The organism is Virgibacillus sediminis, from assembly GCF_042643265.1.
Classification (GTDB): domain Bacteria; phylum Bacillota; class Bacilli; order Bacillales; family Amphibacillaceae; genus Virgibacillus_O; species Virgibacillus_O sediminis.
In genome coordinates this window covers 56,861-75,096 of sequence record NZ_JBHRRZ010000017.1, presented here as the reverse complement: position 1 = coordinate 75,096, position 18,236 = coordinate 56,861, and the positions used below count along the sequence as shown (strand labels likewise).

The following is an 18,236-nucleotide window of genomic DNA, read 5'->3' as shown; positions in this document are numbered from 1 at the left end:
AAAGGTTTGTTTCTACATTTAGAGAAGGGATGACACCCAATGAATATGAACTTTACCGAGGAACAGCGGATGATGCAGAAGATGGTCCGTGACTTTGCCCGGAAAGAGGCTGCCGGAGAAATTGACAGGATGGAATCGGAAGACCGCTTCCCTGTAGAAGTCGTGAAGCGGATGGGCGAACTTGGCCTGATGGGAATCCCCATCCCGGAAAAATACGGAGGGAGCGGGATGGATTACCCTTCCTATATCCTTGCGATTCATGAACTTTCCAAGGTCAGTGCCGCTCTGGGGGTCATTTTGTCTGTCCATACCTCTGTCGGCACGAATCCGATTTTATATTTCGGCACCGAGGAACAAAAGAAACGTTACATTCCGAAGTTGGCCTCGGGGGAATACCTTGGCGCTTTTGCGCTGACGGAGCCGGCGGCAGGGTCGGATGTGGTGAGCATGAAGACGACGGCAAAAAAAGCGGGAGACCATTATATCCTAAATGGGGCAAAGGTATTTATTACCAACGGCGGTGCAGCGGATACCTTCATTACGTTTGCCAGGACCGGAGAGGGATCCGGAGGGGTTAGTGCATTCATTGTAGAAAAGGATACGCCGGGCTTAATCATCGGAAAGAACGAAAAGAAAATGGGGCTGCATGGGTCGAGCACCGTCCAGTTGACTTTTGACAGCTGCAAAGTGCCTGCCGCCCAGCTGCTCGGAAAAGAGGGGGAAGGCTTCAGTATCGCCATGTCCAATTTGAATGTCGGTCGGATCGGCATTGCCGCCCAAGCCTTGGGGATTGCAGAGGCTGCTTTGGAGCACGCGGCGGCCTATGCCTCGGAGCGCCGGCAGTTCGGAAAGCCGATCAGTGCCAATCAGGGCATCTCATTCAAACTGGCAGATATGGCTACAGAGACAGAAGCGGCAAAACTATTGGTCTATCAAGCTGCATATCTAGTGGAGCAGGGGCTTCCATGCGTAAAAGAGGCCTCCATGGCAAAAATGTATGCCTCCAAGACGGCGATGAACAATGCCATCGAGGCTGTCCAAATATTTGGCGGCTATGGCTATACAAAGGATTACCCCGTGGAACGCCTCTTCCGTGATGCGAAAGTGACCCAAATCTATGAAGGCACCAATGAGATTCAGCATATGGTGATTGCCAAACAGTTAATAAAATAATAGCTGAATAGGAGGAAATCCAATGAATTTTCAACTGACAGATGAACAGGAAATGCTGCGTAAAATGGTCCGTGACTTTGCCTTGAAGGAAGTGGAACCGACGGCCGCGGAACGGGATGAGGAAGAGCGTTTTGACAGAGGGATATTTGATAAGATGGCCGAACTTGGGCTGACAGGGATCCCATGGCCGGAAGAGTATGGCGGTATTGGAGCGGATTATGTCAGTTATGTCATCGCCGTTGAAGAGCTGTCCCGTGTCTGTGCCTCCACCGGTGTAACGCTTTCTGCCCATCTTTCCCTTGCCAGCTGGCCAATCTTTACATATGGGAATGAAGAGCAGAAGAAGAATTTCCTTTATCGGCTGGCGACCGGGGAAGCACTGGGAGCCTATGCATTGTCAGAGCCAGGATCCGGAAGTGATGCAGCTGCCATGAAGACCACGGCTGTTAAAGATGGGGACGACTATATTCTGAATGGAAGCAAGGTGTGGATCACCAACGGCGGTGTGGCAGATATCTATCTCGTTTTCGCATTGACCGACCCGGACTCCAAACATAAAGGGATCAGTGCATTCATCGTGGAAAAAGGGACGGATGGTTTCAGCTTTGGCAAGAAGGAGAAGAAGCTGGGGATCCGCTCGTCCCCGACAACCGAGCTCATATTTGAGAACTGCCGCATTCCTAAGGAAAACCTCCTGGGCGCGGAGGGAGAAGGGTTTAAAATTGCCATGACCACCCTTGATGGCGGGCGGAATGGTATCGCCGCACAGGCTCTCGGGATTGCTCAGGGTGCATTGGATAAGTCGGCAGAATATGCCAAAGAGCGCGAGCAGTTTGGAAAGCCGATTGCCGCCAATCAGGGGATTTCCTTCAAGCTGGCCGATATGGCGACAGATGTAGAAGCGGCCCGCCTGCTAACCTATCAGGCTGCATGGCTGGAGTCCGAAGGGAAACCGTATGGGAAAGCATCAGCCATGTCCAAGTTATTTGCCGGGGATGCAGCGATGCGGATTACGGTCGAAGCAGTGCAGGTATATGGCGGCTACGGCTACACGAAGGATTACCCGGTGGAGCGGTACATGCGGGATGCCAAGATTACCCAAATCTATGAAGGAACCAATGAGATTCAGCGTCTGGTCATTGGCCGGATGATCACAAAATAAGCGAGCACGTATCAGGGAAGGAAAGGGGGTCTGGCAGCTGATGACACAGGATCGGATCGTTTCGTCCATCAAAGATCAGGAGCTTGTTGCGAAACGCCGCCAGCAGATTGTCCAAGGAGCGGTCAGACTGTTCCGGGAAAAAGGATTCCACCGTACAACCACCAGGGAAATCGCCAAGGAATGCGGCTTCAGCATCGGCACCCTGTATGAATATATCCGCACCAAAGAGGATGTATTGTTTTTGGTCGTCGATTCCATACACCACCAGGTCCGTGAGCGCCTCGAAGAAAAGATAGATTTGCAGAATCCCTCGGCGGAAAACTTCATTGCCACATTGGAGTCGTTTTTCCGGCTGATGGATGACATGCAGGAGGAAGTGCTGATCCTCTATCAGGAAGTGAAGTCCCTGAAAAGGGAGTCGAAGCGGTATGTATTGGAGAAGGAGCGCTTGATGGTCGGCATGCTCGAGCGGGTGGTTGTCACCTGTATGCCGGATGATATTTCACCGCAGGATGCGAGGCTCCTTGCGAATAATCTATTTGTACAGGGGCAGATGTGGGGGTTCCGGCGCTGGATCCTCCAAAAGCAGTTCACCCTTGATGAATATATCGAAAGGCAGATCCAGTTCCTGCTGCCTGGGCTGGGGATCGTGCATAAGGGCCGGGAACTGTAAGGGCACCGGCCCGGTCTTTCCTAATGGAGTAACGGCAGATCTTGGCTGTAAGTGGCAGTACCGGCGCAAACCAAGATGCGCACATTCCGGTTCGTACGTCTTCGGGCTGGGAGCCCTGCCGCCTTTGTACACTTGGGGGATAGCAGGCATTGAAACTATGAGGGAGGAATTTCAAGATGGCAGAAACGGAGATTTATAAACCGAAGAATCCGGTCCGATTTGTGACGGCGTCCAGTCTGTTTGACGGCCATGACGCTTCCATTAATATTATGCGCCGAATCATGCAGGCAAGCGGAGCAGAAGTCATTCACCTCGGGCATAACCGTTCGGTGGAAGACATTGTTTATGCAGCCATCCAGGAAGATGTTCAAGGGATTGCCATTTCGTCCTACCAGGGCGGCCATGTCGAGTATTTCAAATATATGGTCGATCTGCTGAAGAAATTGGGCGCTGGCCATATAAAGGTGTTCGGCGGGGGCGGCGGCACCATTATCCCAAGGGAAATCAAGGAGCTGCATGATTACGGGGTGTCCTGGATCTTTTCCCCGGAGGATGGCAGAAAGTTCGGCCTGCAGGGGATGATCAACAGGATACTTGAACAGTGTGATTTTATTCCGCCGATCGATGTGGAAAAAGAGCAGGAAGGGCTCGTAAAGGGAGAGAGGAAATCTGTCGCCAAGTTCATCAGCTATATGGAGAACCCGGAGGCAGAGCCGGAGGAAAAGCAGAAGCTGCTGGCCGCTCTGCGGGAGAAAGGGAACAACAATGCTCCCGTGCTAGGGATTACCGGTACTGGCGGGGCGGGGAAGAGCTCCTTGACGGATGAGTTGATCCGCCGCTTTGTCAATGAAATTCCTGAGAAGAGGGTCGCCATCATCTCCATTGATCCGACGAAAAAGAAAACAGGCGGTGCACTGCTTGGGGACAGGATCCGGATGAATGCCATCTTTAATGAGCGGGTATACATGAGGTCGCTGGCCACCAGGGATTCCAGGGATGAGCTGTCGCGGTCCATTCAGGATGTCATCGATGTAGTGCGTGCCGGCGGGTATGACCTGATCATCGTGGAAACAAGCGGGATCGGCCAAGGCGATGCATCGATCACGGATGTTTCCGACCTTTCCATGTATGTGATGACAGCAGAATTCGGTGCGCCTTCCCAGCTGGAAAAAATTGATATGATCGATTTTGCCGATTTCATTGTCATCAATAAATTTGAACAGAAGGGTTCAGAGGATGCACTGAACCAGGTGCGCAAGCAATATCAGCGCAGTCATATGCTGTTCCACGAGGACATGGAGAAATTTCCGGTATTCGGCACGATTGCCAGTCAGTTCAATGATGCGGGCACCAACGCCCTATTCGCATCCTTGATCGATAAACTGAACGAGGAATACGGCTGGCAGGAAGAGCTCACATTTGACCGCCATGTCATTGCTGAGAAGCAGAACCTCATCATCACCAATGAACGCCGGCATTATCTCCAGGAGATTGCCCAGTATGTGCGCAGCTATCACGAGAAAACAAAGAAGCAGAGTGAGGTGGCAACAAAACTCTATCAATTGCAGGGTGCCATGGATGTGGTGGAAGATGAGACGGCGTCTGAGGCGATGGAACAGGCCTTCAACCACTACCGCAATCAGCTGGATGCAGGCTCTCAGACCCTTCTGGACAGCTGGGAGGAAACAAAGGAGCAGTACAGCCGAGATAAAATGACATTCACTGTCCGGGATAAAGAGATTGAGATGGATATCGTCACAGAATCCCTGGCAGGGACCAAGGTGCCGAAAGTTGCGTTTCCGAAATTCCGGGACTGGGGCGAGCGGCTGACCTGGCTGATGAAGGAAAATGTCCCAGGGGCTTTCCCGTTTACGGCAGGGGTCTTCCCGTTCAAGCGTAAGGGAGAGGATCCGACCCGCCAGTTTGCCGGGGAAGGTACACCGGAACGCACCAACCGCCGATTCCATTATCTGTCGAAGGATGAACAGGCGAAACGGCTTTCCACCGCCTTTGATTCCGTCACCCTTTATGGGGAAGATCCGGCAGAGCGTCCGGATATCTATGGAAAGGTCGGGGAAAGCGGAGTGAATATCTGTACACTGGAGGATATGAAGAAACTGTATGACGGCTTTGACCTGATTGCTCCAACCACCTCCGTATCGATGACGATCAACGGCCCTGCCCCGATCATCCTGGCGATGTTCTTCAACACGGCCATCGACCAGCAGATCGACAAGTTCACGGAAGAAAACGGCCGGGAGCCTTCAGCGAGTGAATATGAACAAATCAAAGAAGACACACTGAAGGTTGTCCGCGGCACCGTCCAGGCAGATATTTTGAAAGAGGATCAGGGGCAGAACACCTGCATCTTCTCGACGGAGTTCGCCCTTCGGATGATGGGGGATATCCAGGAATATTTCATTGATAAAAATGTACGGAATTATTATTCGGTCTCCATTTCCGGCTATCATATTGCAGAAGCGGGCGCCAATCCGATTACCCAGCTGGCATTTACGCTGGCCAACGGCTTCACTTATGTGGAATATTACTTAAGCAGGGGCATGGATGTGAATAAATTCGCCCAGAACCTGTCGTTTTTCTTTTCGAATGGCCTGGATCCGGAGTACACGGTGATCGGCCGGGTGGCACGCCGCATATGGGCGATTACCATGCGGGAGAAATACGGGGCCAATGAGCGGAGCCAGAAGCTGAAATATCATATTCAGACATCCGGCCGCTCCCTGCATGCGCAGGAAATACAGTTCAATGACATTCGGACCACATTGCAGGCTTTGCTGGCCATCCAGGACAATACCAATTCCCTGCATACCAACTCCTATGATGAAGCGATCACAACGCCGACAGAGGAATCGGTGCGCAGGGCGATGGCCATCCAGATGATCATCAACAAGGAATTCGGCTTGACGAAGAATGAGAATTCCCTGCAGGGCTCCTTTATTGTAGAGGAACTGACCGATTTGGTAGAGGAAGCCGTATTACAGGAATTTGAACGGATGAACGACCGCGGCGGGGTGCTCGGTGCCATGGAGCGGCAGTACCAGCGCGGGAAGATCCAGGAGGAATCCTTATACTATGAAGGGAAAAAGCATTCCGGAGAGCTTCCGATTGTCGGGGTGAACACCTATCTGAGCCCGACACCGCCGTCAGAGGAAGCTATCAATTCGATGGAGCTTGCCCGTGCCTCCAAGGAAGAGAAGGAGCATCAGATCAGCGAGCTCCATAAGTTCCAGGAGAAAAACAAGGAGGAAGTGGATGAGGCGCTAAACCGGCTGAAACAGGTGGCTGCGGGGGGCGGCAATATCTTCGCAGAGCTCATGGAGACCGTGAAAGTGGCCAGCCTCGGCCAGATCACCAACGCCCTTTACCAGGTAGGCGGCCAGTACCGGAGAAATATGTAACTAGGCCCTGTCAGCTCCGGTTCAGAGGGGACGGCTACGGGCCATATAAAAGCCAGCTTGACGGCACGCGGAGATTTTCCGCCTTTTCTCTAGCATATTGTCATTATATTTGTTTATAATGTAAGGTATCATTTGAAGTGTGTTGAATGGTAAAATACGGATATGTTTAATATGGCAGGGAATGCTGCAATATATAAGGTAAAGGAGTGCGTTGCCGTGAGCTTGAATAATAACAGCCACGAAGAATTGAAGGGAATGTCCATGCTGGAACTGGCCAACATGGTCCTTGTAGATGAGAAGAAGGCATTGGATTTCCAGGAACTTTTCTCCAGAGTTGCCGATTTCAAAGGATTGACCGATTCAGAAAAAGAGGCAGCAATTGCCCAGTTCTATACGGATATGAATGTCGATGGACGTTTTCTGACCCTTGGTTCCAATGTATGGGGGCTGAAGCGCTGGTATCCGGTGGAACAGATGGATGAGGAAATCACTGATTCACCGAAGAAGAAAAAGAAAAAGAAGCCGGAGAAGAAGAAAGCGGCAGAAGAGGAAGATTTTTCTGCCGAGCCGGATGATTTGGACTTCGATGACGATCTTGATGACTTACCCGTGGAGCTTGGGGAAGAAGATCTGGAAGCCGATGCCGACGAACTTGGGGATGAAGACGAGTTCGAAGAGGATAATGTTGCAGGGTTCGAATCGGACGAAGAAGAACCGAAATAAAGATCATCTTGACTTTTCTGGGCCGTATGAGTAATATTTTACTTGGGCTCTTTAAAATTACTTAATCAAAGCGTTTCCCCGTTCTATGGGGAGGCGCTTTTATTATTGTTCAGGAAATTATAGAATTTTTAAGCCGAATGCGGCAGCCAATGGTAGGGCCGCACCCGGCGGCCAGAGAGATCTGGAGTGATATGGCTTCAAAGGTATAAGGCAGGAAGATTCAACAGAAGATAAACTAGAAGAAAGAGGGATGAATGTGACTAAGTACATTTTTGTGACAGGCGGGGTTGTATCTTCTCTGGGAAAAGGGATTACAGCAGCTTCTCTGGGACGTTTATTGAAGAACCGTGGATTGAAGGTAACCATCCAGAAGTTTGACCCTTATATCAATGTGGACCCGGGGACCATGAGCCCGTACCAGCATGGTGAAGTATTTGTGACGGAAGACGGTGCGGAGACGGACCTGGACCTCGGACACTATGAGCGGTTCATTGACAACAACTTGAATAAATATTCAAATATCACCACAGGGAAGGTATACTCCAGTGTAATCCGCAAAGAACGCCGCGGCGACTATCTTGGTGGAACGGTACAGGTAATCCCGCATATCACCAATGAGATCAAGGAGCAGGTTTTCCGTGCAGGTGAAGCAACCAAGGCGGATGTGGTCATTACAGAAATCGGCGGGACCGTCGGAGATATTGAGTCACTGCCGTTCTTGGAGGCAATACGCCAGATTAAGAGTGATGTAGGCAGGGACAGTGTCATGTATATACACTGTACACTTGTTCCATACATTAAGGCTGCCGGCGAGATGAAGACCAAGCCTACCCAGCACAGTGTGAAGGAACTGCGTTCACTCGGTATTCAGCCGGATGCCATCGTACTGCGGACAGAGCACGCGATCGGCAAAGAAATGAAGGAAAAGATCGCCTTGTTCTGTGACATCAATGAACGTGCTGTCATTGAAATGCTGGACGCAGACACCTTGTACCAGATTCCGATCGCCCTGCAGGAGCAGAACCTCGATCAGCTGACCTGCGACCACCTCGGCCTCCAATGCGACCCGGCGGAAATGAGTGAGTGGAGTGCATTAGTGGACAAGGTGCGGAATCTCTCCAAGAGAGTGGAAATCGGCCTGGTCGGAAAGTATGTAGAACTCCCGGATGCTTATATCTCCGTTGCCGAATCGCTGAAGCATGCAGGATTCGCCTATGATACAGATATTTCCATTCATTGGATCAATTCCGAGAAGCTGGATGCAGACTCTATCAAGAAAGAGCTGGATCATGTGGATGGCATTCTGGTTCCAGGCGGCTTTGGCGACCGGGGAATCGAAGGAAAGATTGAAGCCATCCGTTATGCCAGGGAAAATAAGATTCCATTTCTTGGGATCTGCCTTGGCATGCAGCTTGCAACGGTAGAGTTCGCCCGCAATGTCTTGGGGCTTGACGGCGCCCATTCTGCAGAGATCGATCCGCAGACACCGCATCCGATCATTGACCTGCTTCCGGAACAGAAGCATATTTCCGACCTTGGGGGAACATTGAGGCTCGGTGTCTATCCTTGCCGCCTGAAAGATGGCACCAAGACGAAGGAAGTGTATGGCGGAGCGGATATGATTGAGGAACGCCATCGCCACCGCTATGAATTCAATAATTCTTATCGTGAGCAAATGACAGAGAAAGGCTTCCTGTTCTCTGGGACAAGCCCGGACGGAAGACTCGTCGAGACCATTGAGCTGAACGACCATCCATGGTTCGTGGCAAGCCAATTCCACCCGGAATTCACTTCCCGTCCGACAAGGCCTCAGCCTCTTTTCAAAGGCTTTGTCGGTGCATCTTTGGATCATCACGAAAGCAAGTAAATCCAAGACTCCGAAGAGGAAATTCCGCCTAGTGCGGGAATCCCTCTTCGGAGTTTTTTTATGGGAATTGCAGGAAATTCGACTTCAAGCAGCGAAATTAGATAATAAGGCCATAATCGATGGAGGGAACCGTACATATATAATTAGGATAAGTATCTGTTATTGGTTACGGGAAGGGGATTATATGGAGAAGGAGATATTGGTTGTGGATGATCAGCCGGGCATCCGCCTGCTGCTGGAAGACTTGCTGACGAATGAAGGCTACCAAGTCACCACAGGCAAGACGGGAAAAGAGGCATGGGATCTCATCTGCTCACACACGTTCGCGCTGGCCATCCTGGATTACAAACTGCCGTTCTTGGATGGAGCGGAGATATTGGAGAAATTAAAACAAAGGGAAGAGGATCTGCCGGTCATCCTGATCAGCGGCATGACGGAAATGCTGCCGCAGGAGGTCATCCGGCAGCACCATGTGAAGGCGGTATTGGGAAAACCGTTCAATATTAACGATCTGCTGGGGCAGGTACAGACGATTCTTGAATAATTGATCACCTAATGTTGCGCCTTTCAGTGTAAGTTGGTATTCTTATACTGTAATAAAAAACATGCAGATGAACGTTTTTCATCAATGAGGAGGACATACAATGCCACTAGTATCTATGAAGGATATGCTGGAAAAAGGAAGGAAAAACGGTTATGCGGTTGGACAATTCAACCTGAATAACCTTGAATATATTCAAGCCATCCTTCAGGCAGCGGAAGAGGAAAAATCCCCGGTAATCCTGGGTGTATCAGAGGGTGCGGCAAGATACATGGGCGGCTTCAAAGTCGTTGTCACCATGGTTGAAGCCTTGATGGAATCTTATGGTACAACTGTTCCGGTTGCCATTCACCTTGACCACGGATCAAGCTTCGAAAAATGTGCAGAGGCCATCCATGCCGGATTCACTTCTGTCATGATCGACGCTTCCCACGATCCATTGGAAGAAAATATTGCTCTCACAAGCAAGGTAGTGGAGCTGGCTCATATCCATGGTGTTTCCGTAGAAGCGGAACTCGGTACAGTCGGAGGCCAGGAAGATGACGTGGTAGCAGAAGGTGTAATCTATGCAGATCCTAAAGAGTGTCTGGAGCTCGTGGAACGGACAGGCATCGACTGCCTGGCGCCTGCACTTGGATCCGTACACGGTCCATATAAAGGTGAACCTAATCTCGGCTTTAAAGAAATGAAGGAAATTCATGATACCATTGTCTTGCCGCTTGTGCTTCACGGTGGTACCGGAATTCCGACAAAAGATATCCAGAAAGCCGTTTCTCTTGGAACAGCTAAAATCAATGTAAATACAGAGAATCAAATTGCTCAGGCAAAAAGAGTCCGTGAAGTATTGGCGGAGAAACCGGATCTCTACGATCCACGTAAATATCTTGGGCCTGGAACAGAAGCCATCAAAGAAACCGTCATCGGCAAAATGCGTGAGTTCGGTTCATCACAACAAGCGTAACCACACCATTAGAACAGTCTTAACTGACAAAAACATGAGCCACGTCCCTGCGCCGGTCTCGGCGCGTTTAGCTGCATGGGCAGCTGGGCGTGGCTTATCTATAACCGAAAACCCAGCTTGCCGCTGGGAAATTCTATTTAATAAAAATACAGGGGGAACAGTAATATGAAATTTTTTGTTGATACAGCTAATATTGATGATATCCGTGCAGCAAATGAACTTGGGATTCTGGCCGGAGTGACAACCAACCCGAGCCTTGTAGCGAAAGAGGGCGTCTCTTTCCATGATCGCCTGAAAGAAATTACGGATGAAGTATCCGGCTCGGTCAGTGCGGAAGTCATTTCGGAAGATGCAGAGGGCATGATTGCAGAAGGCAAGGAATTGGCGGCTATTGCACCGAATATCACGGTGAAAGTGCCTATGACCCTGGAAGGGCTTAAGGCGGTTAAAGCCTTCAGTGACCTCAATATCACGACCAATGTTACATTGATTTTCAATGCGAACCAAGCCCTGCTTGCAGCCCGTGCAGGTGCCACATATGTGTCGCCGTTTTTAGGAAGACTTGATGACATCGGCCAGAACGGGGTGGATCTGATTGCCTCTATTTCCGAACTGTTTGAGATCCATGATATCAAGACGGAAATCATTGCAGCATCCATCAGACATCCGATGCATGTAACAGAAGCTGCGCGAAATGGTGCACATATTGCGACCATTCCATATAAAGTGTTCGGCCAGCTTGTCAAACACCCATTGACAGATCAGGGTATTGAGAAGTTCCTGGCAGACTGGAACAATCAAAAATAATTGCATAAAATTGGAAGAAAGTGCAAAAGGTATAGGTAAATGAACAACCCAAGAAACGGGGTATTATAAAATGCAAAAAATGTTAGTGGAAGGCGGCCGGCTATTAAACGGCAAGGTCCGCATCAGCGGGGCCAAGAACAGTGCGGTCGCATTATTGCCGGCTGCCATATTGGCGGACTCCGATGTGACTATTGAAGGTCTCCCGGAGATATCTGATGTGTATACCCTCGGGGAATTGCTCGAGGAAATCGGCGGTTCCGTGTCATGGAGCTCCAGCCAAAAAGTTCATATCGATCCCTCCAGGATGATAGCGATGCCACTACCGAATGGCAAGGTGACCAAACTGCGGGCATCTTACTATTTCATGGGTGCGATGCTCGGGAAATTCAAAAAGGCGGTCATTGGACTGCCTGGCGGATGTTATCTCGGCCCTCGCCCAATCGACCAGCATATCAAAGGATTCGAAGCATTGGGCGCTGAAGTTACCAATGAACAGGGAGCCATCTATCTTCGTGCCAAGGAACTTCGCGGTGCCAGAATCTATTTGGATGTGGTAAGTGTTGGTGCAACGATCAATATTATGCTTGCAGCAGTCAAGGCGAAAGGGAAAACGATCATTGAAAATGCCGCCAAGGAACCGGAAATCATTGATGTGGCTACCCTGCTGACCAGTATGGGAGCGAAGATCAAAGGTGTCGGCACCGACGTCATTCGGATCGAAGGCGTCGATTCATTGAGCGGATGCAACCATACCATTATTCCCGACCGTATTGAAGCGGGCACCTATACCATTGCAGCAGCAGCACAAGGAAAAGAAGTAATTGTGGATAATGTGATCTCCCAGCATCTGGAGTCTGTATTGGCCAAACTCCGGGAAATGGGTGTCACGGTGGAAGAAAGTGATGAACAGCTGCTGGTCAGACCAGGGAAACGGCTGAAAAGTGTGGATATCAAGACACTTGTCTATCCGGGCTTTCCTACAGACCTGCAGCAGCCATTCACTTCACTGCTTACAAAAGCCGAAAACACCGGTGTTGTCACGGATACCATCTACTCCGCCCGCCTCAAGCATATAGATGAATTAAGGCGGATGAATGCTTCCATTAAAGTGGAAGGCGGCTCGGCCATTGTCTCCGGACCCGTTCAGCTTGAAGGAGCAAGGGTAAGAGCCAGTGACCTGCGTGCCGGGGCATCCTTGATCATCGCCGGCCTGATGGCGGAGGGTGTGACAGAGATTACCGGACTGGATCATATCGATAGAGGATATGAAAAAATCACGGAAAAACTGAACAGCCTCGGTGCCAAGGTATGGCGTGAAGAAATGACTGACTTGGAGATCAGGCAGTTCCAGAATTCTTAAATGTATCATCAGCATCCGAGAACCTTCTGGATTTATGCAGGGGGAGATTCGGCAAACTTGTCCGCTTTTCTGCGACAGGACCGAACGGGCCCTTGCTTATGCGTCCGTTTCTAATCGGTCGCCACAGCCTTTCTGTTGTCTGGCTTTCCGGGCTAGCGGCTCGTGACATAAGCAGCCGACACTTTAAGCGGGAAACCCATCCGCTCTAAGGTCTTCTGCTTATGCATGTCGCCGCTGATCGAGCCCGCTCAGCCTTTCTATTGTCCGGCTCTGGCTTCCAGGACCTGCCGTCATAAGCAATAGCCACTTCAAACGCCAAAGATCCGGCGTTTTACGGCCTCTTGCTTATGCGTCCGTTCCTAAACGGTCGCCACAGCCTTTCTATTTATAAATATTCTTTTTGGGATGAGGATATTTTATTTTGATATAAAGGGAGAGGTTTTATATGGAGAGAAGTTTATCGATGGAGATTGTTAGGGTTACGGAGGCGGCTGCGTTGAAGTCTGCTAGATGGATGGGGCGCGGTAAGAAAGAGGAAGCTGATGATGCGGCGACCACTGCTATGCGGGATGTATTTGATACGATTCCGATGCAGGGTACGGTAGTGATCGGGGAAGGTGAACGCGACGAGGCGCCGATGCTTTATATTGGGGAAGAACTGGGGACTGGTTCCGGACCGGGAGTGGATGTAGCAGTGGATCCGCTGGAAGGTACGGACATCGTCGCACAGGGTTCCTGGAATGCCCTGGCTGTCATTGCTATTGCTGACAGGGGGACTCTCCTGCATGCACCTGACATGTACATGCAGAAAATAGCTGTCGGTGCGGAAGCTGTCGGGATGATAGATATAAACGCATCCACCCGTGAAAACCTGGAAGCTGTTGCCAAAGCAAAGAACAAGGACATTGAAGATGTGGTGGCTACAGTATTGGACCGTCCGCGGCATCAGAAGCTGATTGAAGAAATCCGTGAAACAGGTGCCAGAATTAAACTGATACCGGCTGGTGATGTGGCTGCAGCGATGAATACTGCCTTTGATGATACTGGGGTGGATATCCTTCTCGGGATTGGCGGAGCACCAGAGGGTGTACTGGCGGCTGCTGCATTGAAATGCCTCGGCGGTGAGATTCAAGGAAAACTTGTTCCGTCCAATGAAGAAGAGAGGGAACGCTGTCTGAAAATGGGAATCTCTGATCTGGAGAAGGTCTTCTATATGGAAGATTTCTGCAGCGGGGATGATGCTATTTTTGCGGCGACAGGCGTAACCGATGGCGAGCTGTTGAAGGGTGTACAGTTCAAAGGGTCCAGCGCGACAACGGAAACAGTTGTCATGCGGGCGAAGAGCGGAACTGTCCGTTTTATCGGTGGAGAACACAGCCTCCAGAAGAAACCGAACCTGGTCATTAAACCATAATTAAATCTACCAAAAGGAAGCCATATTTTATTCTGGCTTCCTTTTGTGTAGGTTCCAAAGGGGTGCCGCCATCTTGCGGAATCACCGTTATCTAGCAAAACTTTAAAATAGAGTTGAATATTGCTAACTGAAAGAGTAATATATGGTATATGTGAAGATGATATTGGCTATCATAAATATACTTATTCTATTTCCGTGACTCTTCGGACTTCCAATCTATCTTCTGACCATTCTTCCAAATCTTCGGAAAGACCTTCCTAAAAAAGGCATTCATATATTTTATTTTTAAAACTGAACTAAAAACTGATAGGCGTGGTGAATATCATGGCAGAATTGACAATCTCCCATCTGGAGACATTAACATTGAAAGAAATATACGCATTGGCCAAAGAATATAAGGTTTCCTATTATGCGAAATTGACCAAAAGGGAACTGATCTTTGCCATCTTGAAAGCGCAGGCTGAGAAAGACGGCTTCCTGTTTATGGATGGTGTGCTTGAAATCATTCCTTCCGAAGGCTTCGGATTTTTGAGGCCGATCAATTACTCAGCAAGCGCGGAAGATATCTATATTTCCGCCTCCCAAATCCGCAGGTTCGACCTCCGGAACGGGGATAAAGTTTCCGGGAAGGTCCGGCCGCCAAAAGAGAACGAACGATACTACGGGCTGCTGCATGTGGACGCCGTCAACGACGAAGACCCCGATTCCTCCAAAGACCGTGTACATTTCCCTGCATTGACTGCACTCTATCCGGACAGGCTGATGAAGCTGGAAAATGAGAAGGGTACGCTTTCCACCAGGATCATGGATTTGATGACACCGGTAGGCTTTGGACAGCGCGGACTGATTGTCGCTCCTCCAAAAGCCGGTAAGACGATGCTGCTGAAGGAAATTGCCAACAGCGTCACACAAAACCATCCGAAAGCTAAACTGATCATCCTCCTGGTTGATGAGCGCCCAGAGGAAGTCACTGATATTGAGCGTTCGGTATCACCGGATGTAGACGTGGTAAGTTCGACGTTCGACGAAGTGCCGGAGAACCATATCAAGGTTTCCGAATTGGTGCTCGAGCGGGCGATGCGGCTGGTGGAGCATAAGCGTGATGTCATCGTCCTGATGGACAGTATCACCAGGTTGGCACGTGCCTATAACCTGGCGATCCCGCCAAGCGGGCGTACACTCTCCGGCGGTATTGACCCTGCAGCATTCCACCGTCCGAAGCGCTTCTTTGGGGCTGCTCGGAACATCGAAGAAGGCGGCAGCTTCACGGTGCTGGCTACCGCTTTGGTAGATACCGGCTCGCGTATGGATGACGTCATTTATGAAGAGTTCAAAGGTACTGGCAATATGGAGCTTCATCTAGACCGCAATCTGGCTCAGCGCCGGATTTTCCCGGCCATGGACATTCTCAAATCCGGTACAAGGAAGGAAGAGCTGCTGCTTGATAAGGACCATCTGGACAAAATGTGGACAATCCGCAAAACTATGCAGGATTCCCATGACTTCCTGGACCGCTTCCTGAGAAAACTGAAAGCATCCAAATCCAACGAAGAGTTCCTACAGCAAATGGACCAGGAGATGAAACGGAAGGGTATGAAGAAATAGCGGATTGGCAATAACTTTATCCAGCCCTGCTATTGCATTCACCCTCCCGGACTGTTATAATCTTTCTATGTGAGTTTAGAGAAGGTATTGTACCTGTGACATCTCTTACAATAACTCTGTTTCCAAAGGATTCAGGGCAAAAAGGAGTGGAAAGACATGAAAAAGGATCTTCATCCAGAATACAGAAAAGTAGTATTTCTTGATACTAGTTCTGATTACAAATTTCTGACTGGCTCAACTAAGAGCTCCGACGAAACCATCGAATGGGAAGACGGTAACACGTACCCATTGATTCGCGTGGAAATCAGCTCTGCTTCACACCCATTCTACACTGGTAAGCAAAAAGCTGATAAAGTCGGCGGCCGTGTAGACCGATTCAAGAAAAAATATAATATGAACTAAGAGGCTGTACCCGCCTTTAGCGGGTGGGTCGGCGCTGCCACCGGGAGCGGCGGCTTTAGCCGACCTTCCATCTTTAATTTATGGAAGAGTTAGGAAGAGGACAGGCAAAATGTCTATATTTTGCCTGTTCTTTTACTTTTATTACCAGAAAAAAACGGTTAGAAAAAGCAGTAAAAGTGGTAAACTATTACTGCTTGTATACATAATCGTGCAGACCAAATGGAGAAGGAGAACCTAGAATGTATGTAATGAAACAAAGCGGGTGGGTCGAGGTCATTTGCGGCAGCATGTTTTCAGGCAAGTCGGAGGAGCTCATCCGCCGTGTCCGCAGGGCTACCTATGGAAATTTGTCTGTTCGTGTATTCAAGCCGGCCATTGATAACCGGTATGACGAGGAATCCGTTGTCTCCCACAATGGCTCGTCGACCGTGGCCCGGCCTGTTAAAGAGTCATGGGAAATTCTGGAGCATGTAGATGAAAATGTGGATATCGTCGGAATTGACGAGGTCCAATTCTTTGATGAAGATATTGTCGAAGTTGCTGAAACGCTGGCCAATCAGGGAATCCGTGTCATCGCCGCCGGGCTGGATACCGATTTCCGCGGCGAGCCATTCGGAGTCATGCCTGAGCTGATGGCATTATGCGAATCGATGACCAAGCTGAATGCCATATGTCCGGTTTGCGGTTCTCCTGCTAGCCGCACCCAGCGCCTGATTGACGGCAAGCCTGCTTCCTACGACGACCCGATCATATTGGTCGGTGCATCGGAATCCTACGAGCCTAGATGCCGCCATCATCATGAAGTGCCGAATAAACCCAAAAGCAAAAAAATAAAGAGCCTAACCGAAAGCTCCAATTAAAAAAGTGCCTATACAGGCACTTTTTATATATCCAGGGTTGGATGCCTATTTCGACTCGGGCCGCATGCCCACTCACTTGGGCTTCAGCACCCGCACTCGGGCCGCAGCACCACCCACCGCGCCCAGCCCAAATAACTTTGACCTGACCCCTTGTGTATACTATAATTATACTGTTAATCGAAAAAGAGGTGAACGTGATGTTAGACCGATTGCAAGCGCTTGAGGATCGTTACAATAAATTGAATGAATTGCTGAGTGATCCAGAGGTTATTAATGAAACAGGCAAGCTTCGCGAGTATTCCAAGGAGCAGGCGGGCTTGGAGGATGTCGTGCAAGCATACCGGGAATATAAAGATGTTACCAGCCAGCTGAAAGATGCAAAAGAGATGCTGGAGGACAGCTTGGATAATGAAATGGAAGAAATGGTGAAGGCGGAAATCTCCGAATTGCAGGAATCCAAGGAAGAGCTGGAAGAGAAGATGAGAATTCTCTTGCTGCCGAAGGATCCGAATGATGAGAAAGATGTATTCATGGAAATCCGCGGGGCTGCTGGTGGAGATGAAGCTGCATTGTTCGCTGGCGACCTGTACCGGATGTACTCCCGCTATGCGGAGTCGCTCGGCTGGAAAATCGAAGTGATGGAGGCAAGCTCCACTGGTGTAGGCGGATATAAAGAGATCATCTTCTTGATTAAGGGAGAGGGCGCCTATTCCCGACTGAAATACGAAAATGGTGCACACCGCGTGCAGCGTGTGCCGGAAACGGAATCTGGCGGACGTATCCATACTTCCACTGCCACGGTAGCCGTACTGCCGGAAGCAGAGGAAGTGGAAGTGGAAGTGCATGAGAAGGATATCCGTGTGGACACCTTCGCATCCAGCGGCCCTGGAGGCCAGAGTGTCAACACAACCATGTCTGCTGTCCGTCTAACCCATGAGCCGACAGGGATTGTGGTTTCCATCCAGGATGAAAAGTCCCAGATCAAGAACAAAGAAAAGGCCATGAAAGTGCTGCGTGCCCGCATTTATGATAAATATCAGCAGGAAGCACAGGCGGAGTATGATGAAAACCGGAAGTCTGCGGTTGGTACTGGGGACCGTTCTGAGCGGATCCGGACGTATAATTATCCGCAGAACCGTGTGACAGACCATCGTATCGGCCTCACCATCCAGAAGCTGGACCAGGTGATGCAGGGCAAGCTCGATGAATTTGTCGATGCCCTGTTGATGGAAGAGCAGGCGAAGAAACTGGAACAGATTGGTGAATAAC

General features: G+C 49.9%; 15 protein-coding genes. All 15 read left to right on the top strand.

The window, feature by feature from the left end; translation table 11 throughout:
* The first annotated feature begins 39 nt into the window (after positions 1-39).
* The 15 genes from ACFODW_RS11380 (at position 40) to prfA (ending at position 18,235) form a co-directional block, all read left to right on the top strand.
* Positions 40-1,173: an acyl-CoA dehydrogenase gene (locus ACFODW_RS11380; protein WP_390306488.1), complete on the top strand. Its 1,134-nt coding sequence runs from the start codon at positions 40-42 to the stop codon at positions 1,171-1,173.
* A gap of 22 nt (positions 1,174-1,195) precedes the next feature.
* Positions 1,196-2,335, top strand: a complete 1,140-nt coding sequence (locus tag ACFODW_RS11375; protein WP_390306486.1) for an acyl-CoA dehydrogenase — start codon at positions 1,196-1,198, stop codon at positions 2,333-2,335.
* A gap of 40 nt (positions 2,336-2,375) precedes the next feature.
* Complete coding sequence (locus ACFODW_RS11370) at positions 2,376-3,008, top strand: TetR/AcrR family transcriptional regulator (RefSeq protein WP_390306484.1); 633 nt, start codon at positions 2,376-2,378, stop codon at positions 3,006-3,008.
* A 176-nt stretch (positions 3,009-3,184) separates the two neighbouring features.
* A complete protein-coding gene (gene icmF, locus ACFODW_RS11365) occupies positions 3,185-6,427 on the top strand; it encodes a fused isobutyryl-CoA mutase/GTPase IcmF (protein ID WP_390306482.1) in 3,243 nt (1,080 codons plus the stop codon).
* A 216-nt stretch (positions 6,428-6,643) separates the two neighbouring features.
* A complete protein-coding gene (rpoE, locus tag ACFODW_RS11360) occupies positions 6,644-7,150 on the top strand; it encodes a DNA-directed RNA polymerase subunit delta (protein ID WP_390306480.1) in 507 nt (168 codons plus the stop codon).
* Between the two features lie 256 nt (positions 7,151-7,406).
* Positions 7,407-9,017 carry a CTP synthase gene (locus ACFODW_RS11355; protein ID WP_390306478.1) on the top strand — a complete coding sequence of 537 codons (1,611 nt, stop codon included), beginning with the start codon at positions 7,407-7,409 and terminating at the stop codon, positions 9,015-9,017.
* Between the two features lie 184 nt (positions 9,018-9,201).
* A complete protein-coding gene (locus ACFODW_RS11350; protein WP_390306476.1) occupies positions 9,202-9,561 on the top strand; it encodes a response regulator in 360 nt (119 codons plus the stop codon).
* Positions 9,562-9,661: 100 nt separating this feature from the next.
* Positions 9,662-10,519: a class II fructose-bisphosphate aldolase gene (locus ACFODW_RS11345; protein WP_390306474.1), complete on the top strand. Its 858-nt coding sequence runs from the start codon at positions 9,662-9,664 to the stop codon at positions 10,517-10,519.
* Between the two features lie 165 nt (positions 10,520-10,684).
* Positions 10,685-11,326: a fructose-6-phosphate aldolase gene (fsa, locus tag ACFODW_RS11340; protein ID WP_390306472.1), complete on the top strand. Its 642-nt coding sequence runs from the start codon at positions 10,685-10,687 to the stop codon at positions 11,324-11,326.
* 70 nt (positions 11,327-11,396) lie between these two features.
* Positions 11,397-12,686, top strand: a complete 1,290-nt coding sequence (locus ACFODW_RS11335) for a UDP-N-acetylglucosamine 1-carboxyvinyltransferase (protein WP_390306470.1) — start codon at positions 11,397-11,399, stop codon at positions 12,684-12,686.
* Between the two features lie 445 nt (positions 12,687-13,131).
* A complete protein-coding gene (gene glpX, locus ACFODW_RS11330; protein ID WP_390306468.1) occupies positions 13,132-14,100 on the top strand; it encodes a class II fructose-bisphosphatase in 969 nt (322 codons plus the stop codon).
* A gap of 324 nt (positions 14,101-14,424) precedes the next feature.
* Positions 14,425-15,705 carry a transcription termination factor Rho gene (gene rho, locus ACFODW_RS11325; RefSeq protein ID WP_390306466.1) on the top strand — a complete coding sequence of 427 codons (1,281 nt, stop codon included), beginning with the start codon at positions 14,425-14,427 and terminating at the stop codon, positions 15,703-15,705.
* A gap of 156 nt (positions 15,706-15,861) precedes the next feature.
* Entirely contained in the window at positions 15,862-16,107 is a 246-nt protein-coding gene (locus tag ACFODW_RS11320; protein WP_390306464.1) for a type B 50S ribosomal protein L31, read from the top strand.
* A 239-nt stretch (positions 16,108-16,346) separates the two neighbouring features.
* Positions 16,347-16,967 (top strand): thymidine kinase, encoded by a 621-nt coding sequence (locus ACFODW_RS11315; RefSeq protein WP_390306462.1) that lies wholly within the window; start codon positions 16,347-16,349, stop codon positions 16,965-16,967.
* A 197-nt stretch (positions 16,968-17,164) separates the two neighbouring features.
* Positions 17,165-18,235 (top strand): peptide chain release factor 1, encoded by a 1,071-nt coding sequence (gene prfA / locus ACFODW_RS11310; protein WP_390306459.1) that lies wholly within the window; start codon positions 17,165-17,167, stop codon positions 18,233-18,235.
* Position 18,236: the final 1 nt, after the last annotated feature.